Origin of the sequence: Kribbella sp. NPDC050820 (assembly GCF_040653975.1) — a bacterium.
Lineage (GTDB): Bacteria > Actinomycetota > Actinomycetes > Propionibacteriales > Kribbellaceae > Kribbella.
Window position 1 is genome coordinate 68,741 of the sequence record NZ_JBFAHB010000013.1, and the last position, 23,400, is coordinate 92,140.

Sequence of the window (23,400 nt, forward strand, 5' to 3'; positions counted from 1 at the left end):
ACCGCCCCCTCACCCCCCAGGCTCGGTTCGACGATAACTCCGGCCGGCTCGATGCGAACCGACTCTGCCCGAAAGGGCCGATCAGAAGATCTCGATGCTGACCGGCGGGGTCGGCCAACCGAAGGCAGCGGTGGCGGTGGTGAGGGCCTCGGGGCGGTGTTCGGTGACGCGGCCGGTGGCGGCGAACTCGGCGAGCGGGCGGCCGCCCAGGTAAATCGCGCCGAGCTCGCGGGCTGACAGGGTGAGGTCGGCCGGGTCGTCGGTCTGGAAGCATTTCGCGGGTGCGGACGGGCCGTCGGCGGTCAGCCGGAAGCGGCCGGCGTTCGCGGGGATCAGGTCGTCGGCCACCTCGAACACCAGGTCGACGGGTACGGCGTACCGGCGTTGGGCCAGCGCCCGCGGGACGTCGGTCACGCGGACCCACAAGGACTCGCTCAGCCGCCGGGTCAGCGCGGTCGGGGTGGTGACGAGCTGCTGCAGCGGCTCATCCACCGCGGCATGCCCGTACTCGAGCTTGGCGGCGAGATCCAGCGTGAGCAGGTAGTGCCACAGCGCCCGGTAGGCGGCCGGCTCGATCGCGACCAGTTCCTCGACCGACACCTCGTTCGACGGGCCGACCGGGTCCCAGTTCATCTTGCCGCGCCACAGCGCGTATCCGTCGATGGCGCCGGACTCATCGCGGTGCACCAGGATCTGCCGGGCGGTCTTCCCACCCCGTGAGTCCGGCTTGTCCTCCAGGTGCTGTTGCCAGCCGAGGCCGGATCGACCGGAGACGCCGGGACGCCGTTCCTGCAGGCGCTTCAGCAGCGGTGCGAGCTGCTCGGCGGCCCCCTCCGCAGCCAGCAGGCCGAGCTCGCCAGGACGGACTCGCACGTCCGGCGGGCCGACCCTGTGCAGATCGATCTCGTAGGACACACCCCAAGCGGCGGGCGCGTAGTCGAACCGCCCGTAGATGCCCGACTCGCTCGCCCACAGCACCGCGATCGCCTCCGGCGCCTCGCGCAACTGCCGGATGATCAGCTCGGACATCACCCCACGCCGGCGATGCGTCGCCCGCACTCCCACGGAGGTGACGTGCGCAGCCGGCACCACCGCTCCCGGCACCGACAGGTCTCGCGTCAGGGCGCGCGTCGTACCGATGATCTCGTCGCCGTCGGTCGCGACCAGTGCGCGCTCGGGCTCGAACAGGGCCCGGCCCAGGTCGTTGGTGGCCGAGGGCTCGAACATCAGCGCCGCGGCGAACAGCGCCCGGAACTCGTCGTAGTCCTCACGCACGGCCGGTCGTACGGCGATCTGCTCGGTCATTCTCCGATCCTCACACGGCCCGCGGACACTTTCGCGTGATTTATCCGGAGGCAGCCTCGGACGCCCGCTCCGCGGCCCAGCGGTCGAGCAGGTCGGCAACGCGGGACAGGACATCGCGCGCGGTCTCGTAGTCCTCGGGACCGAACTCCGCGGCGAAGCGTTCCTCGAGGTCGCGCAGGTGTGCGTACCCGTCGGCGGCGACCTCGCGGCCGTGCTCGCTGTAGGTGACCAGCTTGGCCCGGCCGTCCTCGGGGTCGGGGCGCATCTCGAGGATGCCGAGGCCGACCAGCTCGCGGATCACCTCACCTATCGACTGCCGGGTGATCCCGGCCCGGACCGCCATGTCGGCGGCGCGGGAGCCCTCGATGCTGAGTGTGCCGAAGACAGCGTTGTGGGCCGGCTTCAGCTCCGGATGACCGTCGCGGTGCCCGTGCCGGACCATGTCCGCCTGCAGCGCCCGGTTGGCCCGGTCGACGATCGCAATGAACGGCTTACGCCCAAGCCGAGCAAGCTCAACCCTCGACGGTCTTGACGGCCTGCCCTCTGCCCCCTCCGCTCTTGACATCCGTAAGGATTCCTTTCAACATTTCGACAGGAATCCTTACAGTATCAGGAGCACCCATGGATCCCAAGGAGCTTCGCCCGATCGTCGCCGGCCTGTTCGCCCAGGGCCGTCGCCGGACTGTCCGGGTCGCCGTGGAGCAGGAGTTCCTGGTCGCGGACAGCACCACCGGCGCCGCCGTACCGATCGACCGGGTAAGGCAGGCGGCCGCGACGGCGATCGCCTCGCCGTACGTCGGCTTCGAGCCCGGCGGACAGCTCGAGCTGAGCCTGCCGTGCACGACTGACCCGGTGACGCAGGTCCGCTCGCTGACCGACGACCTCCAGCGCCACCTCACCGCGGAACACCTCAGCATCTACGCACTGCCGGTCGACCCACGGCCGGAGCACGAGGTCCCGCTGCAGCTGACAACGCCGAGGTACGTCGCGATGCACCGGCACTTCGACTCGATCGGTCCAGCCGGCCGGTGGATGATGCGTCGTACCGCGTCCACCCAGGTCTGCCTCGACTGGTGGCCCGGTCGCGCCGGCGCCGAGCAGTGGCGGGTCCTCAACCTCGCCGGCCCGTTCCTCGCCGCCGCGTTCGCACGCAGCGCCGGACCGCACGGACGGCTCACCACTTGGCTCGAGACCGACCCGGCACGGACGGGCTTCGACGATCGGCTCCTGTACGGCGACGACCCGGTCGCGGCGTACACCGCCTTCGCCGCCGGTGCCACGGTCTTCGTGACCGGCGGTCCGGTCGACCACCTCACCACGATGTTCCCGCCGGTCCGGCCGCGATCGACGTACCTCGAAGTCCGTTTCCTCGACGCCCAGGAACCGCACGCAATCGGCGACGTGATCACTGCCCTGACAAGTCTGGTGTACGACGACGACCGCCGGCGCACCGCATTGCGCGCACTCGAGCCGGAACGTGCACACCTGGCTGACCACTGGCGCTCGGCCGCTGCCGGGGACGCCGACACCGCGGCTCGTGGTCACGAACTCCTTCCCGAAGTGGAGCTCGTCGCATGACCGGCATCCTGTTCGTCACCGACCCGCTCGCCGGGCTGCACGCTCAGCCACTCGATGGTGAGCCGGCTGGTCGCCCAGTACGAAGGAGTCCTGATATGAGCACCGTGACGATTGTCTGCATGGCCCTGATGGGCATCCTGCTGTTCCTGCTGGGTGCCAACGTCACCCGGCACCGGGCGATCCGCGGCGGCGGCAACCAGGCGCCGACCGATCTGGCCTAACCGCTGCGCGATATAGGGGCCCTGGGCACCTATGTCATCGGCATCGCCATCGGCGTCACCGCGATCGCCACGATCTGACGTCCCGCTTGTCAGCTACCTTCGATGACCTCGTAGATGCGCTCGGCAACCAACCCGTGCGCCTCCCGGTGCACCGCGATGGCGGCCTCGGCATCCGGCGCCTCGGCGAGGCAGAACACCTTGTGGTTCGCCTCGTCGACCCAGTAGCGCAGGTACTTCACGCCGTACGCGTCCTGCACCTTCACGTCCGCCTTGTGCGCCTCGGCGACATCCTTGGCCGTCGCACCCTCCGGCAAACTCTCGTGCACATCCATGAACAAAGCCATGACACTCCCTAGCCACTTGCCCCAAGCCCCAGCTCCAACACCGCCAGTGTCACGCCCCCACCCCCGACCGCCTATACCCCCACCGCACCCGTAACCAACCGGAAAGCCCGCTCAGCCGAGCCTTTCCGAAGCCGCCGAGCCGCGACGGTGGGCGGTGGGCGTGGTGCCGGTGTGGGATCGGAAGGTGCGGGCGAGGTGTTGGCTGGAGCTGTAGCCGAGGGATTGGGCGATGGTGGTGATGCTGAGATCGGTGGTGTCGAGGAGTTGGCGGGCGCGGTCGATGCGGCGTTCGTTGAGGTAGCGGTGGGGTGGCTGGCCGAGGTGACTGGTGAAGAGCTCGGCCAGGTACGACGGTGCGAGGCCGACCCGGTCGGCGAGCCGGCGGAGTGTCCAGCGTTGGTCGAACTCCTGGTCCAGAAGGCGTTTGACGGTCCGCACCGCCGGATGGATCGCGAGTTCCGGCGCGGCGGTCGGAGCCATCGCCCGGTTGACCGCGAGCACCAGGTGGTCGACCGCGAGAGTCAGGCCGATGTCGGCGTACTCGTACCGCGTGGTCAGCTCGCGCACGAGCTGCGCGAACGCATACGCGACCTCACCCGCCTCCCGATGCACCACGATCGCCGGCCAATCCAGGGCCAGTGACGGATGCCGCCGTACGACGGGATCGAGGTCGATCGCGGCGAAGTAGAAGTGATGGTTGCCCGAGGCCCCGGCCAGGTGATGCTCGAGCTTCGGAGGTACGGCGAACAGGTGCCCGGGCTGCAGCAGATAGCTCTCCCCACCGGCGACCCACCGCGTGACGCCGTGCAACTGCAGGTAGATCTCCCAGACCGGATGCTCGTGCGGCTCGATCAGGAACCGCTCCGGCACCCACTGCTCACCCGCATGGACGAGGCCGCTGACCGGGTCGTGGACATCGGCGTGGAAGCCGGCGCGCAACCCGTCCGGTCGGCTCAGAGACACCTGAAGATTGTGCCCAGTCGCCTGAACATCGGCAACGCCGCGTCGCCCAGCTCCTGCCTAGGGTCAAGGCATGCAGCCAGGACCTGATGACATTGCCTTCTACCGGGAGCACGGCTACTGGATTTCGCCGGTGATCGTGCCGGCCGAGGTGCTCGACGCGGCCGAGCGGGGCATGGAGCGTTTCTACGCCGGCGACCACGACCATCAACTCCCCGATGTTCCGGTCACGCGTGGGTGGCAGCCGAGCGATGGCGACGTACTGCGGAAGAACGACTACGCGTCGCTGCGGGTCGACGAGTTGGCGGCGCTGGTTCGGCATCCGGCGATCGCCGCCACGGCCGCTGCGTTGTCCGGGGCCGACGGGATTCGTTTGTGGCACGACCAGTTGCTCCGGAAGCCGGTCGACGGGCCGGGCGGGTCGGCCCGTGTCGGGTGGCACACGGACCGGCAGTACTGGCAGTCCTGTACGGCGGACACCATGCTCACCGCCTGGGTCGGCTTCCACGACGTCGACGAGGTCAACGGCGCGGTCTCGTTCCTGCCCGGCAGCCACCGGTGGGACGTGACCGGCCTCGACTTCTTCTCCCAGGACAGCGCCGCCCTCGACGCCGCGCTCGTCGCGCAAGGCTTCGACCCGACACCCTTCACGCCACGGATGCGTCGCGGCCAGGTCAGCTTCCACCACTGCCGCACCGTCCACGGCAGCTCTCCCAACCGCGGCACCGAACCCCGCCGGTCGCTGGCGATCCATCTCCAACCGACCACCAACCGCTGGCGCCCCGGCTCCGCCCACCCCAACGACGTCCTGGTCCGCACCGACCCACAGACCAACGCGCCCGACTACACCGACCCCACGATCCAGCCCCTCCTCTGGCCCCGCGACCAACAAGCGGACTGCCGACCGCTCAATGGGGAGTGATCAGCGCACGGCGGGAAGGTCGCCGGTCGACTCGGGGTCGAGCGCGGCCGGTGACTCGGGGTCGAGGGCGGCCGGTGACTCGGGAGCCGGGGTTTGCTCGGCCTCCTCGAGCTCGATCTCTTCCTTGAACACGAACTTGCGGTAGGACCAGAACCGGAACAGCGTGCCGAGGCCCAGGCCGATCACGTTCGCGGAGATGTTGTCGGCCAGCCAGCTGTGCAGGTCCAGCACGTAGCGGGAGAAGCCGAGGCAGGCGGCCGCGATCAGCAGGCCGATGCCGTTCAGCACGAAGAACAGCACGTACTCTCGGTGGAGTCCGGAGCGCTCGCGGTGCCGCCAGGTCCAGTGCCGGTTGCCCAGGTACGTCGCGATCGTGGCGGCCGTGACCGAGATGAACTTCGCGGTCAGCGGCTTGTGGTGCAGCATGCCGACTCCGGAGTCGGCGATGACCAGCGGGTTGTTGAAGACCAGCCAGTTGTAGATCGGGAGGTCCACCGCCATGCCGAGCAGACCGACCAGACCGAACTTGGCCACTTCGTGCACCAGGTGCTCGACCTGGCGGTACAGCGTGGTGACGAGCTTCAACGGTCTCCGGAACCTTCTGTGATCACACTGCGACGGGAGGGCAGCTTCCCACGGTACCCGGCGACGGGCCCGACTCCGAAATCGCCCGCGCGCCCCCGCGCGTCCCTGTGGCCCGCTGCCGCTGACCTGATGTATGGACATTAGGCTCCAGGCTGTGAAGTTCGAACGCAAGGACCTCCCGGTCGGGACGCCGGTCGTCGGCATGGTCGGCGGCGGCCAGCTGGCCCGGATGACGCAGGAGACCGCGGTCGCGCTCGGCATCCAGCTCCGCGTGCTCGCCGAGGGCCCGGCGGTGTCGGCGGCCCAGGCGGTGGCCGACGCACCCGTCGGCGACTACCGCGACCCGGAGACGGTACGGCGTTTCGCCGCCGGGTGCGACGTGGTCACGTTCGACCACGAGCACGTCCCGACCGACCTGCTGCACGCGCTGGAGTCCGAAGGCGTGAAGGTGTTCCCCGGCCCGGACGCCCTGGTGCACGCCCAGGACAAGGCGGTCATGCGCAGCCGGCTGGACACGTTCGACGCGCCCTCGCCCGCACACCAGATGGTGGAGTCGCCGGCGGACGTCGAGGACTTCGCCAAGCGGGTCGGCGGCTTCCCGGTGATCCTGAAGACCACCCGCGGCGGGTACGACGGCAAGGGCGTCTGGTTCGTGGACGGCCCGGACGACGAGGCGGTCGCGGCCGCGTTCGGCAGCGGGGTGCCGATCCTGGCCGAGGAGAAGGTCGACTTCGTCCGTGAGCTGTCCGCGATCGTGGCCCGGTCGCCGCACGGCCAGGCAGTCGCCTACCCGATCGTCGAGTCGGTGCAGAAGGACGGCATCTGCGTCGAGGTCACCGCGCCCGCCCCCGGCCTGGCCCCGGACAAGGCCGCCCAGGCCCAGCAGACCGCGCTGACGATCGCCGGCGAGCTCGGTGTGGTCGGCATCCTCGCGGTGGAGATGTTCGAGGCCCGTGACGGCCGCCTGCTGGTCAACGAGCTCGCGATGCGCCCGCACAACACCGGCCACTGGTCGATCGACGGTGCCGTGACCTCACAGTTCGAGAACCACCTCCGGGCCGTGCTCGACCTGCCACTCGGGTCGCCGGCCGCGCGAGCGCCGTACACGGTGATGGTCAACGTGCTCGGCGGTGACGTCGAGGACATGCACCGCGGGCTGCTGCACTGCATGGCGCGTGATCCGGGGCTGAAGGTGCACTTCTACGGCAAGTCCGTGAAGCCCGGGCGCAAGGTCGGCCACGTGACGGCGTACGGCGACGACCTCGACGACGTGCGTGAGCGCGCCCGGCACGCGGCGGCGTACCTGACCGGCACCATTGACGAGTAGGAGCGGGCAATGTCTGTTGGCATCGTGATGGGGTCGGACTCGGACTGGCCGACGATGAAGGCCGCGGCCGAGGTGTGCACCGAGTTCGACGTGCCGTTCGAGGCGGACGTCATCTCCGCGCACCGGATGCCGGCGGAGATGATCGAGTACGGCCGGTCTGCCCACGAGCGCGGGCTGAAGGTGCTGATCGCCGGCGCCGGCGGGGCCGCGCACCTGCCGGGCATGCTGGCGTCGGTGACTCCACTGCCGGTGATCGGCGTACCCGTGCCGCTGAAGTACCTGGACGGGATGGACTCGCTGCTGTCGATCGTGCAGATGCCGGCCGGGGTCCCGGTGGCCACGGTGTCGATCGGGAACGCGCGCAACGCGGGCCTGCTCGCGGTCCGGATCCTGGCCGCGTCGGACGACAAGCTGCGCGACCGGATGGTCGCGTTCCAGGAGTCGCTGGCCGATCTCGCCCGGGCCAAGGGAAGCACCGTCCGTGACGGGGCCGAACAACTCCGTAAAGGCTGATCACAGCCGGTTTTCCACAGGTCATGGCCGGGTAGTCGTGAGATCCCAACCGACGTCGTCTAAGGTCCTTGATCGTGACTCCGCCCGCTGAATCGGATACGCAGCGCATCCCGGTCCGCTACTGGATCTGGCTGTTCGGTGCTGCCGTGTCCCTGCTCGGCGACCTGACGATGACGTTCGCCATCGGATGGTCGGCCAGCCAACACGGCGGCCAGGTCGCCGGACTGGTCCTGCTCCTCGCCGCCGCGCCTCGTGCCGCCCTGCTGCTGGTCGGCGGCGCCGTCGGCGACCGGTTCGGCGCACCACGCGTCCTTCTGGTCAGCTGTACGGCGATGTTCGCCGTGACGGCCGCCCTGGTCCCGGCCACGCTCGCGGTCGGGGAGCCGGTCTGGCTGCTGCTCGGCCTCGCCCTGGTGGTCGGCGTGATCGACGCGTTCTTCCTGCCGTCGTCCCGCTCGATGCCGCGGCTGCTGGTCCCGCCGGAGCAGGTGCCGCGGGCGCTCGCCAGCTTCCAGGTCACCGGTGTGGTCTTCGCGGTCAGCGGCACGGCGGTCGGCGGCGTTCTGGTCAGCTGGGGCGGGCTGGCGGCCGCGTCCGCCTTCGACGCGCTGACCTTCGGCGTGATGATCGTCGTACTGGTTCTGCTCGGGAAGACGATGACCCCGACCGGACAGATGCCGACCGGGATGATCCGGTCGATCGCGGCCGGGATCAAGGTGGCGTTCGGGCGGCCGCTGACCCGGGCGTTGCTGATCATGATGACGGTGGCGGCCGGATTGCTGATGCCGCTGGACGCACTGCTGTTCCCGCTGCTGGCCCGGTCGCACGGGTGGGACGCGGCGACCGCGGGCCTGCTGGTGGCCAGCCGGAGTCTCGGAGTGGGGGTGATCGCGCTGCGCATCCTGATGCGCGGAGCGTTTCCACGGCCGGGAATCTTCGCCGCGGTGGGGCTGCTCGTCGCCGCGGTCGGGCTGCTCGGCCTGGCGGTTCTCGAGCCGCTGCCGCTGGCCTTCGCCGCGGGTGTGCTCAGCGGGATCGGCGTCGGGACGTTCACCGGTCACGTGCTGCCGCTGCTGATGAACTCGGTCGAGCGTGAGTACCAGTCCCGGCTGCAGTCGGTCGTGGTGCTGTGTCAGAACCTGGCGCTCGTGGTGATGAACCCGGTCCTCGGCACGCTCGCGGACGTGGACGGCTTCGGCATCACCGGTGTCTGCCTGTTCATCTCGGTCGCGGCGGCGCTGACGGGTTTCGTCGTACTGACGAGACCCGTCCTGCGCACCGCGACCGTCGCTTAGGGCTTGCCGGGCGCCCGGTAGGTCCAGCCGGCCGCGCGCCACCGCTTCGAGTCCAGCTGCAAGCGGGCGTCGACCAGCGCGGGCCTGTCCACGACCTCCTTCAGCTTCACCGGGTCCAGCTCACGGAACTCGGGCCACTCGGTCAGATGCAGTACGGCGTGCGTACCCTCGCAGGCCTCGAGCACGGACGCGGCGTACCGCAGCGTCGGGCGGACCTTGCGGGCGTTCTCCATCGCCTCCGGGTCGTAGACCGTGACGTTGGCGCCGTGCAGCTGGATCCGGCCGGCGATGTCGAGGGCGGGCGAGTCGCGGACGTCGTCCGTACCGGCCTTGAACGCGGCGCCGAGGACGGTGACGTTCCGGCCGACCCACTCCGCGCCGAGGACCTCGTGGGTCAGGTCGACGATCCGGGCGCGGCGGTGGTGGTTGATGTCGTCCACCTCGCGCAACAGCGTGATCACCTCTTCGACGCCGAGCTCACCGGCCCGGGCCATGAAGGCGCGCAGGTCCTTCGGCAGGCAACCGCCGCCGTACCCAGGGCCTGCGTTGAGCATGCCGCGGCCGATCCGCTTGTCGTACCCGAGGGCGTCCGCGAGCTGGGTCACGTCGGCGCCGGTCGCGTCGGCCATCTCGGCGAGCGCGTTGATGAACGAGATCTTCGTCGCCAGGAACGCGTTCGCGCCGCCCTTCACGAGCTCGGCGGTCGGCCGGTTGCAGACCACGACCGGCGACCCCTCGGCGATCGGGGTGGCGAACACCTCGCGCAGCCGGGCCTCGGCGGTCGCGGACTCGACCCCGAACACCAGGCGGTCCGGGTGCAGCGTGTCGTCCACGCCGTGCGCCTCGCGCAGGAACTCCGGCTGCCAGGCGATCTCGACCGCCGTACCGGCCGGGGACTCGGCGTGGAAGCGCTGCTCGACGTGCTGCGAGGTGCCGACCGGGACCGTCGAGCGGCCGACCACCAGGGTCGGCTTGGTCAGCAGCGGGGCGAGCATGTCGACGACCGAGTTGACCTGGGACAGGTCGGCCGCCTCGCTGCCCTCGAGCTGGGGGGTGCCGACCGCGATGAAGTGCACGTCGGCCCAGTCCGCGATCTCGCGGTAGTCCTTGGTGAACCGCAGCCGCCCGGACTCGACGTGCTTCTTCAGCAGCGGGTCCAGTCCGGGCTCGTACAGCGGCGCCTTGCCGTCGTTCAGCAGCTTCAGCCGGTGCTCGTCGATCTCGACGCCGATCACGTCGAAACCGAACTCGGCCATCCCCGCCGCGGTGTTCGCGCCGAGGTAGCTGGTGCCGATCACGGCGATCCGCAGCGGGCGGGAGGTCGCTTCACTCATGTCGGGGACTCTACCCATCGTGGTTATCAGCCGGTGACCGGCACTTGTCCGGCCCGTGCGCTCTTGGTCACTTTCGGCGTACGACGCCCTCCGCTCGCGCGGAGTTCGTCGTACAGTGCAACTCGTGAGTAACTCTTTCGAGCTGTACGCGCTGTCCGAGGAGCACCAGGCGATCCGGGAGGCGGTCCGCGACGTCTGCGACGCCAAGGTCGCCCCGCACGCCGGTGACGTGGACGAGCTGGCCGAGTTCCCGAAGGCGTCGTACGACGCGCTGAAGGCGTCCGACTTCCACGCCCCGCACATCCCGGAGCAGTACGACGGCGCCGGGGCGGACGCGCTCGCCACGGTGATCGTGATCGAGGAGGTGGCCCGGGCCTGCGCCTCCACCTCGCTGATCCCGGCCGTGAACAAGCTCGGCTCGCTGCCGCTGCTGCTGTCGGCCTCCGAGGAGGTCAAGCAGAAGTACCTGCCGCCGGTGGCCGCGGGCGACGCGATGTTCTCCTACTGCCTGTCCGAGCCCGAGTCCGGCTCGGACGCCGCCTCGATGAAGACCCGCGCGGTGCTCGACGGTGACCACTACGTGCTGAACGGCGTGAAGCGGTGGATCACCAACGCCGGGGTCAGCGACTACTACACCGTGTTCGCGGTCACCGACCCGGCGGCGCGGTCCAAGGGAATCAGCGCGTTCGTGGTCGAGAAGGGCGACGAGGGGGTCTCGTTCGGGGCGCCGGAGAAGAAGCTCGGCATCAAGGGGTCGCCGACCCGCGAGGTGTACCTCGACAACGTCCGGATCCCCGCCACCCGGATGATCGGCGCCGAAGGCACCGGTTTCGGCACGGCGATGGCGACGCTGGACCACACCCGGGTGACGATCGCGGCGCAGGCGCTCGGGATCGCCCAGGGCGCGCTGGACTACGCGCTCGGGTACGTGCAGGAGCGCAAGCAGTTCGGCAAGGCGATCGCCGAGTTCCAGGGCCTGCAGTTCATGCTCGCCGACATGGGCATGAAGACCGAGGCGGCCCGCCAGCTTACGTACGCCGCCGCCGCCCGCTCCGAGCGCGGTGACGCCGACCTCACCTACTTCGGCGCCGCCGCCAAGTGCTTCGCCTCCGACGTTGCGATGGCGGTCACCACCGACGCCGTCCAACTCCTCGGCGGCTACGGCTACACCCACGACTACCCCGTCGAACGCATGATGCGAGACGCCAAGATCACCCAGATCTACGAGGGCACCAACCAGGTGCAGCGCATCGTGATGGCCCGCCAGCTCCTGAAGGGCCTCGGCTGAGCGTCGCCCGCGAGGCAGTCGGCTTCGTCAGCCGGCGTACGGTGCGCCGACGATCCATCCGCCGACGGAGTGCGGCCGGGCGCTGGTGCGTTCGAGTGTCACCGGATCGCCGATCCGCACCCGGCCCGGCCGGATCACCCAGGCGTTGAGGCCCAGCTCGCCACCGAAGTCGTGACGAATGCGTCTGAAGACGTCGAGATCTTGGGCTCCGGTGTCGGGATCGATCGAAGTGACGATGCACCTGCCGCGGGTGGAATGGATGCCGATGACCGCCTCGCCGATGACCAGGGCGTGTCCCGGCCAGTGACCCTCTGCTCGTGCCGGTACGCCACCGATCAGCAGGTTCGGACGGAGCCGGCGGACGTCGGCGCCCAGCTCCGCGACTGCCCCGTCGGTGGCGATCAGCAGGTTCAGGACGTCGAACCGTTCGGGTCCGGTGTAGGCGACGAGCTCCGCGTCCGGTCCCGCTGCTGCTCGTACAGCTTCCGCCGCGGCTGATGTGTGCCACGGATGACCCGCAATCAAGGGCACACCGTCGGGTCCGGTAGCGGCCGGAACGGTCAGCAACTGGTGCCGGGTCCGGCCGGTCAGCGGCCCGCGGCGGCCGCGGACGTGGACGGTCCGGTCACCAGCGACCCCGTCCCGGGTCAGACCGGCCTCGCCAAGCGCCTCGCCGCTCAGCGACTTGACCGGATAACGCCAGAGCCCCTCGACGTACACAGCTGCCCTCCTCGTCGATCACATCTCCTAATGTGTTAGAAGACGCCTTAGCATTAGAAGTGAACCATGATCTTCTAATGGGAACAAGGCCAAGTATCGTTAGAAGCCGGAGGTGACGATGAGCCACAGTTTTGCCCTGCCATTGCCCGGCGAGCCGGCGCCGGTGCGATTGATGAACACGATCTGGGCAGACCGCCATGGCGTGTACGACGCGCTCGTGGACGTCGGCGACCTGCGTTCCTGGCTGACGGCGCTCGGCCCGGCGGCGGACCCGGCGGTTCCCGGTCGGTTGGTCACAGCCGACCTCACCGCCTACCGAACCCTCCGCGACGCGCTACGGCGACTGGCCGCCTTGCTGACCGAAGACACCCGGTCGGCCGCCGCCACGGATCTCGACGTCGAGCAGGCGGTCGCGGACGTCAACCATGCCGTCACCGCAGGCAGCAACTGGCCCCAGCTCAGCCTTCGCCGGGGACACCTCGAACAACACGCGGCCGGTACGGCGAGTCCCGCGATGCGGTCGCTGTCGGCCATCGCCACCGAGGCCATCCAGCTGTTCACCGGCGAGGACCCCTTGCAGCTCAAGGCCTGCCAGGCGCCCAGCTGCGTGCTGTACTTCGTGAAGAACCACCCACGCAGGGAATGGTGCTCAACCGCCTGCGGCAACCGCGCCCGCGTCGCCCGTCACTACCAGCGCCACCACTAACCGTCAGCGGCGGTCGTTGTCGTCGGAGCTGAAGAGGGTCTCGGCGTCCGGCTCCGCCTGGGGGCGGCGGCGCATGTGGTCAGGGGGCTCCTCGTTGTCGAGGATCCCGTCGCCGGGGCGGCCTTCGGGGCCGCCGAAGAGGAGGTCGGACATCTGCAGGTGGACGTGCTCCACGTGGGGTACGTCGGGCAGGACGACCTGGCCGCGTTCGCCGGCGGACTCGATGTGGAGGGTGCCGCAGCCGAGGATGCGGTCGATCAGGCCGTGCTCGTAGGAGACGTCGTTGATCCGCATCAGCGGGATGTCCCGGCCGGTCCGGGTGAGGATGCCGTGCCGGGTGATCAGCCGGCGGTTGGTCAGCGTGTAGGTGGAGAAGAACCAGTTCAGGAACGGCTTCGCGGCGAACGTCACCAGCACCACCACCCCGACCGCGAGGACGGCGATCCGGGCCGGGGTCTGCAGGCTGCCGGACGGCACGATCGCGGCCACGAAACCACCCACGCCCGCCACCACGAGCAGCACGAACACCGGGAAGATCAGCGCCTTCCAGTGCGTCCGGGTGCTGACGACGACGTACTCGTCCTCGCCCAACAACTTCGCCGAGATCGCCATGGTCACAGTGTCACAGTTCCCGGGTTCGCTTGTCCTGTCCCGACACGACCGCCTTTCCGCCCAGTGGTTCAACACTTCACAAAATGCATACAGTGGGCCAAGATGCGCGAGGAGTAACCGCCCGAGCATGCAGTGCTGATCTTGGTGCGAAAGGGAGCCATCCATGGCCGTCCTGTCGGTACTCGACCGGGAGCACACCGTCGCTCCGCCGGGATACAGCCGCTGGCTGATCCGCCCGGTCGCCGCCCGGTTCCACGAGCGATCCGAGCCGACGATGGAGGAGGCGAAATGAACCAGACCCCACGCCTGGTGATCTCCTGGCTGCTGGTCGCCGTACTACTCGGCTACGGCGTCATCCAGACGCTCATCACCGCGGCAAAGATCTTCACGAGCTAGTACGCAGATGCGTGACATCCCCGGCGGCGAGCGGTCGGACGCCGTCGGGGGTGTCGACGATCAGCCGGCCGTCGTCGGCCAGATCGCGTGCGGTGCCTTCCAGGAACGTCCCGTCCGGCAACTCCACGCGCACCTGACGCCCGAGCGTCGCGGAGTACTCGCGGTACTCCGGCAGGATCGTCTCCGGGTCGCCGTTTTCCGAGCGCCACGCCTCGTAGCGAGTCGCAAGCTCCCGCAGTACGGCGGCCAGCACGGTCACCCGGTCAGTCGTCGCAGCATGCTCGAGCGCCAGCGACGTCGCAGCAGGATGCGGCTTCTCCGACTCGCGCAGGGTCACGTTGAGCCCGATACCGACCACAGCCGCGGGTCCTTCGACGCGCTCGAGCAGGATGCCGGCCAGCTTGCGGTCCTCGACCAGTACGTCGTTCGGCCACTTCACCTGAGCCGGGATCTCCCCCACCCGTCGTACGGCGGCTGCCACTGCCAACGGGACCAGCAACCCGAGCCACGGCCACCGTGCGGCAGGCACAGCCGTCGGACGCAGCAGAACCGACGTCAGTAGCGCAGACCGCGGCGGAGTGGTCCACGTACGCCCCAGCCGCCCACGACCCGACGACTGATGCTCCGCAGTGACCACCAGCCCCTCAGGAGCGCCGGCAGCCGCAGCAGCGGCCACGACGGCGTTCGTCGACTCCGTCTCGGTCAGTACGTCGATCTGCGTCCAGAGCGAGCCGGGTCGTACCAGCCGCCCACTCAGGAAGCGCGCGTCGAGCGGCGGCCGTTCCAGGTCGCTGAACATCAGCCGGTGTTCTGCAGGCCGGCGGCAACACCCGAGACGGTCAGCAACAGCAGCCGCCGGGTCCGGACGATCTGCTCCTCGTCCAGTGAGTCGTCTGTCCGCAGCGTCCGCAGTGCACGCAGCTGCAGGTAGCTCAGTGCGTCGACGTACGGGTTGCGCAGCTCGACTGCACGGCCCAGCACGCGCCGTCCGGCCAGCAGGCGGTCCTGGTCGAGCACCTTGAGCACCCACTCGGTCGTCAGGGCGTGCTCGTCGAGCATCAGCTGCGTCAGGTCCGACCGGTCGCCCAGCTCCAGGTAGCGGCCGAGGATCCGCCGGTCCGTCTTGGCCAGCGACATCTCCGCGTTCTCCAGCATCACCTGGAACAGCGGCCAGTTCTGGTTCGCGTCCCGCAGTACGGCGACATCCCCGACGGCGGCCAGCGCTGAACCGAGGCCGTACCAGCCGGGCGCGTTCACGCGGGCCTGCGACCACGCGAACACCCACGGGATCGCCCGCAGGTCCTCCAGCGACGACACCGCCACACCACGGCGGGCAGGACGCGACCCGAGCGGCAGCTGACCGAGCTCCTCCAGCGGAGTCACCCGGCCGAACCACTCCGCGAAGCCGTCCGCCTTCACCAGCTGGTGGTACGCCGTACGCGCGGCCTCGTCGAGGGTCTTCTCCACCACCGAGAACCGGTTGGCCGCAGCGGCCGCCCGCTCCTCGACAGCCGGAGTGGATGCCAATAGCGTCGCCGCAGTCACCTGCTCGATGTGCCGCTGGGCGATGGCCGCGTTGCCGTAGCGAGCAGGGATCGCCTCGCCCTGCTCAGTGAGCTTGAAGCGCCCCGACACAGACCCAGGAGCCTGCGCGAGTACGGCGCGGTTCGCAGGACCACCGCCACGGCCGAGGGCACCACCGCGGCCGTGGAACAGGGTCAGCCGGATCGCGTTGCGCTGAGCCCACGCAGTGATCCGCGCCTGCGCGTCGTACAGAGCCAGCGTCGCTGACACCGGCCCGACGTCCTTGGCGGAGTCGGAGTACCCGAGCATGACCTCGAAGCGCCGGTCGTTCGCGGTGAGCCGGTGTCGTACCCGGGTGAGCTGGATCGCGTTGTCCAGCACCTCCACCGAGTTCTGCAGGTCCTCGCCGGTCTCGAACAGCGGTACGACGTCAAGCTCGATCGGCCGGCCGTCCATCGCGGCGTCGGCCAGCTCGTAGACCGCAGCGAGGTCACCAGCGTTCCGGGTGAACGAAACGACGTACCGCCGACATGCCTCGGGGCCGAAGCGCTGCTGGATCTGGCCGATCACGCGCAGCGTGGCGAGCACCTCTTCGGTCTGGTCGGAGAGCTCACCACCGCCGAGCACCTCTTCAAGCGCCTTGGTGTGCACCGACGAGTGCTGGCGAACCTCCAGCTCGGCCAGGTGGAAGCCGAACGAGTTCACCTGCCAGATGAGCTGCTGCAGCTCGCCGTACGCCTGCCGTGGAGCGCCTGCGGTGACCAGCGAGTCCTGCAGGACCTTCAGCTCGTGCAGGAAGTCAGCAGCTCGCGGGTAGCCGAAGTCGGCGTCCCGGGCGCGCGTCGCCGCCAGCCGCCGCGCGGCAAGCAGCAGGAGCTGACGGTGTGGTTCGGCGGGCGAGCGGGTTTCGATGTCGGCGATCAGGTCCGGGTTGACCGCGCGAGCGTCCTCCAGGATGCGGCGGACCGGCGCGGACGGCGGAGTGGTCGCCGCGTCCAGGGTCAGCGCCCGGCCGAGCTCGTCGGTGGCTCGCTCGAGCGCCCGCAGGACATGGTCGGCCTGGATCTGCATGGCCTCGCGGGTGATCGCCGCGGTGACGTTCGGGTTGCCGTCGCGGTCGCCGCCGATCCACGAGCCGAGCCGGACGAACGGCGCGACTACGGGCAGCTTCGTCCCGGCCGCGTCACCGGCCAGCGCGTCGTCGAGCCGTCGATACACGTTGCCAACGACATCGAACAGGGTCTCTTCGAACACCGCCATCGCGGACCGCACCTCGTCCAGCGGTGACGGGCGGCTGGTCCGCAGCTGCGACGTACGCCAAAGGATGTCGACCTGCTCGACCAGGCGGCGCTGGTTCTCGGCCAGCTCGCTGTCGCCGGCGCGTGGGTCGGACCGCTCCTCCAGCAGGGACGAGATCCGCCGGATGGTCGCCAGTACGGCGCGCCGCCGGGCCTCGGTCGGGTGCGCAGTCAGCACCGGGCGGAACTCCAGCCCGTTCAGCAGCGCGCGGGCCTGCTGCTCGCCGCTCTCCAACGAGATCTTCTCGACCGCCTGGGCCAGCTCCGACACCACCGGCGCGTTCCCGACCCGGTCACGCTCGCGCAGCACCCGGGCGCGGTGCAGTTCCTCGCTCAGGTTGGTGAGGTGGAAGTAGCAGGTGAACGCCCGCGCGACGTCCTCGGCCCGCTCGTGCGGCCAGGACGCGACCAGCTGCTCGGCCGCCGCGCCGTCACCGGCGATGGTGAGCTCGCGGAGTTTCTCGACGTCGTCGAGCAGCGGCTGACCGGCGTACTCGACGAGCACCTTGCCGAGGATCTCGCCGAGCAGGCGCACGTCGGCCCGAAGCTCTTCGGGCACCTCGAACCGCGCGCGGGTACGGGTCTCACTACCGGTCTCGGTCACGTTCGCCCACCCTATCGGCGGGCGCACGCCCGCGCCGCCCAGTCCGCCTGCTGGAAGCCTGATCGTGACCGTGTCTGGAGCTACTTCCCAGTACGGCGGGTCAGACGTTGCCGAAGCCGCCGCCGACGACCTGGGAGACGACCTTGGCCAGCTCCGCCGGGGTCCGGTCGGTGCCGTCGACGACGAGCATCCGGGCGCAGGCCTCGGTCATCGACGCGAGCAGCTCGGCCAGCACCGGCAGGTTCGCGTCCGGGGCGGTGACGCCGGGCAGGGACTTCATCAGGGTCAGCCGCAGGCCCTCGACCAGGAACGCCCGGGCGGCTCGCACGCGTTCGGCGACGACAGGGGCGGCGCCGTACTGGGCTCCGAAGACGATCCGCCAGGACCGCGGGTGCTGCGCGGCGGTGGTGAGGAAGGCGGTCAGGCCGTCGAGGACGTGCTCCTCGGGGGTGCCGACGCTCGGGTCGGCCGGGAGCGCGGCGACGATCGAGATGACCAGGTGCTGCTCCTCGCGGGCCAGCAGGGCCAGCAGGAGCTCGTCGCGGTTGGCGAAGGAGGCGTAGACGACCGGCTTGGTCACCCCGGCGGCGTCCGCTACCGACTGCATCGTCGTTCCGGCGTAGCCCTTCTCGGAGAAGACCCCCAGGGCGGCGTCCAGGATCATCGGCCGCCGGCGCTCCGGGCCCAGATGGGCCGCCCGGCGGCGCGGTTCGGAGTCCTCCACCACTTGACAAAACCTACCAGATCGTAGGAAATTCCTACGGTCTGGTAGGAACCCGGTCCGGAATGCTCCTCCGGTCCCGGGTCTCCACACCTTCGGGGAGGTCGCCATGACCGAGCGAGGCAGCGCGGGCTGGCTGGAGTCCGACGGCCTGACCTCGCTCGACGCGGGTGAGCTCGCCCGGCTGGTGGACCGGACGTCGGAGCGGGAGCTTCGGCATCGGCTCATCGGGGGCGTGCGGGAGGTCGCGTTGCGCGAGATCTTTCGCCGGATGCCGGAGTACCTCCGACCCGCCCGGGCTGCCGGGTTCGACGCAGTCGTCGCCTGGCAGATCACGGGGGCCGGCGGGAACGGTGTCGCGGGGGACGTGGACGAGTTCTGGATCCGGGTCAGCGACGGTCGGTGCCGGCTGCTCGACGATCGGCCCGAGAGCGCCGACATCTCCATCCGCACCGACCCGGCCACGCTGCTGCGCGTCGTCACCGGCATCGAGGACCCGGTCCTGGCTGTCCTCAAGCAACGCCTCTCGGTCCGCGGCGACCTGGCCCTGGCCGCCCGCCTCACCAAGATCTTCGCCGTCGGCCCAGCCTGAGCCACCGGCCGGCCTGAAGCCGCGATCAGCTCGAAGCCGCCGGTCAGCTCGAAGCCGCTGGTCAGCCGCGCTCGCCCAGACCGCGGGGCTTGGACTCGGCGGTCCCACGGTTCGCTCCCGGAGCGGCCGCCGGCGCCTTGACGCTGACCGGCCGCGCCGCCGCCGGGTCGTTGGCGAACCGCAGGTGCGGATCGGCCGGCGCCGCGATCGTGAACATGCTGTCCTCACGATCGCGGACCAGGTCGTTGGCCTCCATACCCAGTTCTTGCCCGTACTCGAACGACTTGGCCGCCAGGTCGGCGTCCGTCGTACCCGCCTCCTGCCAGGCCGCGAGCTGAGCCGGGAGGTTGCCGAACGCGTGCCCGATCCGATCCGCGGCCCCGCGTACGGCGGCCGGCCGGTCGGCATCCGGAATATCCGTGTCGGCCACCAACGCCTCCGCGGCGGCCGAGGCGATCCCGGCGCGCGGCTGTCCCGCCAACAGCCGAAGCGTCGTGCCAGGCGCTGCTTCGGTGGCCTCGTCGATGGACTGAGCGAGTCCGCGCGCCGCCGGCGCCCAGGCCGAGTCGACGTACGACGGCCCTGCTGACTTCACCTGGTCCGCGAGCTCGGCCGGCAGCACGCTGTCGATGATCTCGTCGCGGTTGTCCTCGACGAAGGCGTTCCGCACCGACGCCGCGAGCGCGCCGTACTGCGGGTCCGCTTCCGCCCGCGTCTCGTCCTCGCGGGTCTGTCCGGCGGGCACCGCCCACTGTGCGTACGACGCGGTGGCTGCGGTGATGCCCTCGTACGCGTCCGCCAACTGCTCGCGAGTGATGTTGCCAGAGGAGTCACGCAGGGCCGCCACGAGCGGCATGTCCGCGCCATCGGTCAGTTGCACCATCGCGAGGTCGGCGTTGCGCTCGACGTACATCGTGCCCTCGGCGGACGGCGCGACAGCTTCCTGCGGCATCAGTTCGAACTGGTTGTTCCACAGGGAGTCCGGTGCGCCGGTCAGCTCGCCGACGCTGCCTTGGATGCGCTCCATCAGCTGACGAATGTTCGCCGGGCGCTCGGCCGCCGGTTGCAGCCGCAGCGGCGCGGCGGCCTCGGCTGCCTCCTCGGCGAAGTTCTCGGCCATGGACTGGGCCAGCCGGGCGACGTCCGCGCCGTACGCCTGGGCGTCCCGGACCTGCGGGAGGTCGTCGAAGCTCTGGTCGATCGCCTCGGCGATCAGCGTGACCGCGGTGGGCCGCTCTAGGTTCGGGACTCCGGCCGCGATTCGTTCCGCCGCCACGATCGCCATCCCGGCCCGGCCCTGTCCGGCCATCAGGCGAAGGGTCTCGCCGGCCGGCCGCCGGTTGGCCGCGTCGACGGCCGCGGCGAACCCGCGCGCGACAGCCGCAGGCCCGTCCTGGCTCACCTCCCGCGGTCCCTGGAGTTGCGTCGCGAGCGTGGCCGGGAGGGTCCGGCCGACGATCACGTTGACGTTGTCCTCGGCAAACGCCGTACTGACGCCCTGTTCGAGTGTGAGGAACCGCGGCGCGACACTCGCGGCCGCCTCGTCGTACCGCCAGTCGTACTCGTCCGGGACGGCCATGCGGGCCAACTCCGCGGTGGCCTGCCGGAACCCGTCCCGGGCGGCCGTCACCTCCTCCGGCCGGAGCCGGACGGCTTCGGCCAACCTGGCCAGGGCGTGCTCCTGGTCGTCAGTGAGCTGGAGCGACCCGTCGTCACGGGTCCACCGGGACCGCGGAGCGCCGGTCAGCTCACCGACCTCCCGCTCGATGCGTTCCACCAACTGGTGGACGGACTCGGGCCGCTGCACGCCGGTGATCTTCTGCGCCCGCTCCCGCCGAGCCGGATGCCACGTGTCCAACTCGTCCAGGAACCCGTGCAGCTTCTGGATCTCGGTGGCGGCCAGCCGGTGCGCCGTGTCGACCGCGCCCGCTCCCGCGGCGATGTCCTGACGCCGGTTCTCGACCTCCTCGGTCAGTTTGCGGGACCTGGCTCCGGTCAGGTCGCGCGCCGCGAAGCCCGTCTCGAGGTCCTGCGCGAACGCCCGTACGGCGGCCTCCTGCTCGGCATCCGGCAGCGTCGCGAACCCCGGCGTGACGCCCAGCACCATCCGGGCGGCCTCCGGAGCAACGCCGCCGCGGCCGGCCCCGACGAGTGCGGTCAGCACCATGTCGTCACGTTGGTTGACCCGGGCCCCGATCGCGAGGGCCAGCGCCTGCGCAGCCGCGACGTCACCCTCGAGGATCGGCTGCGTGAACCGGCCGAGGTCGTCGGCCCGCCCGTTCGCGAAGAGCTGTGGTGCGAGCCTCGGCGTCGCCGCGGCGGCATACGCCCTGCTCACTGCGATTCCGAGGCGGCTGCGGTGGAACGAGTCGGCAGGCGCCGGCAGCGGACTCGGGGGCTCGAGAGTGTTCGCGCAGCTCGCCACCACCTCGGTCAGCGCGGCCCGGATGCCCACGCGCTGGTCGTACGTCTCGCCGTCGCCGCGGTTGACCACCGCCTCGGGACTCGGCGCGAGGCGGGCCGGGATGTCGAGGTTCTCCGCAAGCGGCAGCAGCCGACGCTGGTTGCCGCGGGTCACGCCGGGCACCTGGTCACCGGTCGCCATCGACCGGCCGCCGGTGTCGTCGACGACGAGCTGGTTGATCTTGCGGATGAGGTCGTTCAGCACCGGGTCGGCCACGCGGAGCAACCTACCGAGGGTGCGGGTTCAGTCACGGCGTTGCGGTGGACGTCACAGGGCAGTACGGCGTACCGGCGCGTAGGCTGCCCGATTATGGGAGAGACGGTGAACATCCACACCACGGCCGGGAAGCTCGCAGACCTCGAGCACCGGCTGGACGAGGCCGTGCACGCCGGGTCGGAGCGCGCGGTGGAGAAGCAGCACGCGCGCGGCAAGAAGACCGCCCGGGAGCGGATCGCGCTGCTGCTGGACGAGGGCTCCTTCTCCGAGCTGGACGAGTTCGCGCGGCACCGCTCGACCGCGTTCGGGCTGGACGGCAACCGTCCGTACGGCGACGGCGTGGTGACCGGGTTCGGCACCATCGACGGCCGCCAGGTGTGCGTGTTCGCCCAGGACTTCACCGTCTTCGGCGGCAGCCTCGGCGAGGTGTTCGGCGAGAAGATCGTCAAGGTGATGGACCTGGCGATGAAGATCGGCTGCCCGCTGATCGGCATCAACGACTCCGGCGGCGCCCGGATCCAGGAGGGCGTGGTCAGCCTCGGCCTGTACGGCGAGATCTTCCGCCGCAACGTCCGCGCCTCCGGGGTGATCCCGCAGATCTCGCTGATCATGGGCCCGTGCGCCGGTGGCGCCGTCTACTCCCCCGCGGTCACCGACTTCACCGTGATGGTGGACGAGTCGTCGTACATGTTCATCACCGGGCCGGACGTGATCAAGACCGTCACCGGTGAGGACGTCACCCAGGAGGCGCTCGGCGGCGCCCGGACGCACAACACGAAGTCCGGTAACGCGCACTACCTCGGCAGCGACGAGGAGGACGCGATCGAGTGGGTGAAGGCGCTGGTCGGGCACCTGCCGCAGAACAACCTGGAGGATCCGCCGGCCTACGACTTCGAGGCCGACCTGGAGCCGGCCGAGACCGACCTGGCGCTCGACACGCTGATCCCGGACTCGCCGAACCAGCCGTACGACATGCACACCGCGATCGAGGCGGTGCTGGACGAGGGCGACTTCCTCGAGGTGCAGGCGCTGTTCGCGCCGAACATGATCGTCGGCTTCGGCCGGGTCGAGGGCCGCCCGGTCGGCGTGGTCGCGAACCAGCCGATGCAGTTCGCCGGCACGCTGGACATCGACGCCTCCGAGAAGGCCGCGCGGTTCGTCCGCACCTGCGACGCGTTCAACCTGCCGATCCTGACCTTCGTGGACGTGCCCGGCTTCCTGCCCGGCACCGACCAGGAGTGGAACGGCATCATCCGCCGCGGCGCCAAGCTGATCTACGCCTACGCCGAGGCGACCGTTCCGATGATCACCGTCATCACCCGCAAGGCGTACGGCGGCGCGTACGACGTGATGGGGTCGAAGCACCTCGGCGCCGACATGAACATCGCCTGGCCGACCGCGCAGATCGCGGTGATGGGCGCCCAGGGCGCGGTCAACATCCTGTACCGTCGGGAGCTCGCCGCGGCCGACGACGCCGAGTCGCGTCGCCAGCAGCTGATCACCGAGTACGAGGACCACCTGGCGAACCCGTACATCGCGGCCGAGCGCGGCTACATCGACGCGGTGATCAAGCCGAGCGAGACCCGCGCCGAAATCGTCCGCGCCCTCCGCCTGCTCCGCACCAAGCGCGACACCCTGCCCCCGAAGAAGCATGGGAACATCCCGTTGTGACCATCCTCCAGGTAGTCAAAGGCGACCCCACTCCCGAGGAGCTCGCCGCGCTCGTCACCGTGATCGCAGCCCGCTCCACGGTCACCGCCGTACCGTCGGAGCCCGGCCGGGCGTCCGACTGGGCGACGTACTGGCGACACGCCCGGCAGCCCTTCCATCCCGGCCCGGGTCGTTGGCGAGCGTCGGCTCACCCGTAACACTGGG

24 protein-coding genes are annotated in these 23,400 nt (G+C 70.1%); 12 read left to right on the forward strand and 12 right to left on the reverse strand.

Annotated features, from left to right (window positions below; genetic code table 11):
- Positions 1-81 precede the first annotated feature (81 nt).
- Positions 82-1,305 carry a GNAT family N-acetyltransferase gene (locus AB0H36_RS14590; RefSeq protein WP_360521838.1) on the reverse strand — a complete coding sequence of 408 codons (1,224 nt, stop codon included), beginning with the start codon at positions 1,303-1,305 and terminating at the stop codon, positions 82-84.
- Positions 1,306-1,345: 40 nt separating this feature from the next.
- Positions 1,346-1,870, reverse strand: a complete 525-nt coding sequence (locus tag AB0H36_RS14595; protein WP_360521841.1) for a MarR family winged helix-turn-helix transcriptional regulator — start codon at positions 1,868-1,870, stop codon at positions 1,346-1,348.
- Positions 1,871-1,926: 56 nt separating this feature from the next.
- On the opposite strand from AB0H36_RS14595, the gene AB0H36_RS14600 reads away from it, so the two are divergent.
- Positions 1,927-2,883, forward strand: coding sequence for a glutamate-cysteine ligase family protein (locus AB0H36_RS14600; RefSeq protein ID WP_360521844.1), 957 nt, complete (start codon positions 1,927-1,929; stop codon positions 2,881-2,883).
- Entirely contained in the window at positions 2,880-3,104 is a 225-nt protein-coding gene (locus tag AB0H36_RS14605) for a hypothetical protein (RefSeq protein WP_360521847.1), read from the forward strand. The genes AB0H36_RS14600 and AB0H36_RS14605 overlap by 4 nt, the downstream gene beginning before the upstream one ends.
- An 89-nt stretch (positions 3,105-3,193) precedes the next feature.
- Here AB0H36_RS14605 and AB0H36_RS14610 read toward each other — a convergent pair whose 3' ends face one another.
- On the reverse strand, positions 3,194-3,448 hold the full coding sequence (locus tag AB0H36_RS14610; protein ID WP_360521850.1) for a DUF4242 domain-containing protein: 255 nt from the start codon (positions 3,446-3,448) through the stop codon (positions 3,194-3,196).
- A 111-nt stretch (positions 3,449-3,559) separates the two neighbouring features.
- On the reverse strand, positions 3,560-4,411 hold the full coding sequence (locus AB0H36_RS14615) for an AraC family transcriptional regulator (protein ID WP_360521853.1): 852 nt from the start codon (positions 4,409-4,411) through the stop codon (positions 3,560-3,562).
- Positions 4,412-4,481: 70 nt separating this feature from the next.
- On the opposite strand from AB0H36_RS14615, the gene AB0H36_RS14620 reads away from it, so the two are divergent.
- Positions 4,482-5,330, forward strand: coding sequence for a phytanoyl-CoA dioxygenase family protein (locus tag AB0H36_RS14620; RefSeq protein WP_360521856.1), 849 nt, complete (start codon positions 4,482-4,484; stop codon positions 5,328-5,330).
- Here AB0H36_RS14620 and AB0H36_RS14625 read toward each other — a convergent pair whose 3' ends face one another.
- Complete coding sequence (locus AB0H36_RS14625) at positions 5,331-5,915, reverse strand: GtrA family protein (protein WP_360521859.1); 585 nt, start codon at positions 5,913-5,915, stop codon at positions 5,331-5,333. It lies immediately after the preceding gene.
- A gap of 154 nt (positions 5,916-6,069) precedes the next feature.
- Here AB0H36_RS14625 and AB0H36_RS14630 point away from each other — a divergent pair, with 154 nt between their 5' ends.
- The 3 genes from AB0H36_RS14630 to AB0H36_RS14640 all read left to right on the forward strand — a co-directional run bounded on the left by AB0H36_RS14630 (position 6,070) and on the right by AB0H36_RS14640 (position 9,050).
- Positions 6,070-7,242, forward strand: a complete 1,173-nt coding sequence (locus AB0H36_RS14630) for a 5-(carboxyamino)imidazole ribonucleotide synthase (protein ID WP_360521862.1) — start codon at positions 6,070-6,072, stop codon at positions 7,240-7,242.
- A gap of 9 nt (positions 7,243-7,251) precedes the next feature.
- Positions 7,252-7,755, forward strand: coding sequence for a 5-(carboxyamino)imidazole ribonucleotide mutase (gene purE, locus AB0H36_RS14635; protein WP_360521865.1), 504 nt, complete (start codon positions 7,252-7,254; stop codon positions 7,753-7,755).
- A 74-nt stretch (positions 7,756-7,829) separates the two neighbouring features.
- Entirely contained in the window at positions 7,830-9,050 is a 1,221-nt protein-coding gene (locus tag AB0H36_RS14640; protein WP_360521868.1) for an MFS transporter, read from the forward strand.
- Here AB0H36_RS14640 and AB0H36_RS14645 read toward each other — a convergent pair.
- On the reverse strand, positions 9,047-10,384 hold the full coding sequence (locus AB0H36_RS14645) for a UDP-glucose/GDP-mannose dehydrogenase family protein (protein WP_360521871.1): 1,338 nt from the start codon (positions 10,382-10,384) through the stop codon (positions 9,047-9,049). The two genes, AB0H36_RS14640 and AB0H36_RS14645, sit on opposite strands and share 4 nt — an antisense overlap.
- A gap of 124 nt (positions 10,385-10,508) precedes the next feature.
- On the opposite strand from AB0H36_RS14645, the gene AB0H36_RS14650 reads away from it, so the two are divergent.
- Positions 10,509-11,672 carry an acyl-CoA dehydrogenase family protein gene (locus AB0H36_RS14650; RefSeq protein ID WP_360521874.1) on the forward strand — a complete coding sequence of 388 codons (1,164 nt, stop codon included), beginning with the start codon at positions 10,509-10,511 and terminating at the stop codon, positions 11,670-11,672.
- Between the two features lie 27 nt (positions 11,673-11,699).
- On the opposite strand, the gene AB0H36_RS14655 is transcribed toward AB0H36_RS14650, so the two are convergent.
- Positions 11,700-12,392, reverse strand: a complete 693-nt coding sequence (locus AB0H36_RS14655) for an MOSC N-terminal beta barrel domain-containing protein (protein ID WP_360521877.1) — start codon at positions 12,390-12,392, stop codon at positions 11,700-11,702.
- A 118-nt stretch (positions 12,393-12,510) separates the two neighbouring features.
- On the opposite strand from AB0H36_RS14655, the gene AB0H36_RS14660 reads away from it, so the two are divergent.
- Positions 12,511-13,098 (forward strand): CGNR zinc finger domain-containing protein, encoded by a 588-nt coding sequence (locus AB0H36_RS14660; RefSeq protein WP_360521880.1) that lies wholly within the window; start codon positions 12,511-12,513, stop codon positions 13,096-13,098.
- 3 nt (positions 13,099-13,101) lie between these two features.
- Here the strand turns inward: AB0H36_RS14660 and AB0H36_RS14665 are convergent, their stop codons facing one another.
- Positions 13,102-13,710 carry a PH domain-containing protein gene (locus AB0H36_RS14665; protein ID WP_360521883.1) on the reverse strand — a complete coding sequence of 203 codons (609 nt, stop codon included), beginning with the start codon at positions 13,708-13,710 and terminating at the stop codon, positions 13,102-13,104.
- Between the two features lie 163 nt (positions 13,711-13,873).
- On the opposite strand from AB0H36_RS14665, the gene AB0H36_RS14670 reads away from it, so the two are divergent.
- Complete coding sequence (locus AB0H36_RS14670; RefSeq protein WP_360521886.1) at positions 13,874-14,002, forward strand: hypothetical protein; 129 nt, start codon at positions 13,874-13,876, stop codon at positions 14,000-14,002.
- Positions 14,003-14,095: 93 nt separating this feature from the next.
- On the opposite strand, the gene AB0H36_RS14675 is transcribed toward AB0H36_RS14670, so the two are convergent.
- From AB0H36_RS14675 to AB0H36_RS14685, 3 genes are all read right to left on the reverse strand, one after another.
- Positions 14,096-14,905 (reverse strand): biotin--[acetyl-CoA-carboxylase] ligase, encoded by an 810-nt coding sequence (locus tag AB0H36_RS14675; protein WP_360521889.1) that lies wholly within the window; start codon positions 14,903-14,905, stop codon positions 14,096-14,098.
- On the reverse strand, positions 14,905-17,532 hold the full coding sequence (locus AB0H36_RS14680) for a phosphoenolpyruvate carboxylase (RefSeq protein WP_360521892.1): 2,628 nt from the start codon (positions 17,530-17,532) through the stop codon (positions 14,905-14,907). The genes AB0H36_RS14675 and AB0H36_RS14680 overlap by 1 nt, the downstream gene beginning before the upstream one ends.
- Before the next feature lie 100 nt (positions 17,533-17,632).
- Complete coding sequence (locus AB0H36_RS14685) at positions 17,633-18,259, reverse strand: TetR/AcrR family transcriptional regulator (RefSeq protein ID WP_360521895.1); 627 nt, start codon at positions 18,257-18,259, stop codon at positions 17,633-17,635.
- Positions 18,260-18,362: 103 nt separating this feature from the next.
- Here AB0H36_RS14685 and AB0H36_RS14690 point away from each other — a divergent pair, with 103 nt between their 5' ends.
- Entirely contained in the window at positions 18,363-18,845 is a 483-nt protein-coding gene (locus tag AB0H36_RS14690) for an SCP2 sterol-binding domain-containing protein (protein WP_360521898.1), read from the forward strand.
- Positions 18,846-18,906: 61 nt separating this feature from the next.
- Here AB0H36_RS14690 and AB0H36_RS14695 read toward each other — a convergent pair whose 3' ends face one another.
- On the reverse strand, positions 18,907-21,525 hold the full coding sequence (locus AB0H36_RS14695; protein WP_360521901.1) for a hypothetical protein: 2,619 nt from the start codon (positions 21,523-21,525) through the stop codon (positions 18,907-18,909).
- A gap of 93 nt (positions 21,526-21,618) precedes the next feature.
- Between AB0H36_RS14695 and AB0H36_RS14700 the strand changes: the two genes are divergently transcribed.
- Both AB0H36_RS14700 and AB0H36_RS14705 read left to right on the forward strand, forming a co-directional pair.
- Complete coding sequence (locus AB0H36_RS14700; protein ID WP_360521904.1) at positions 21,619-23,196, forward strand: acyl-CoA carboxylase subunit beta; 1,578 nt, start codon at positions 21,619-21,621, stop codon at positions 23,194-23,196.
- Complete coding sequence (locus AB0H36_RS14705; protein WP_360521907.1) at positions 23,193-23,393, forward strand: acyl-CoA carboxylase subunit epsilon; 201 nt, start codon at positions 23,193-23,195, stop codon at positions 23,391-23,393. Before AB0H36_RS14700 ends, AB0H36_RS14705 begins: the two co-directional genes overlap by 4 nt.
- Positions 23,394-23,400: the final 7 nt, after the last annotated feature.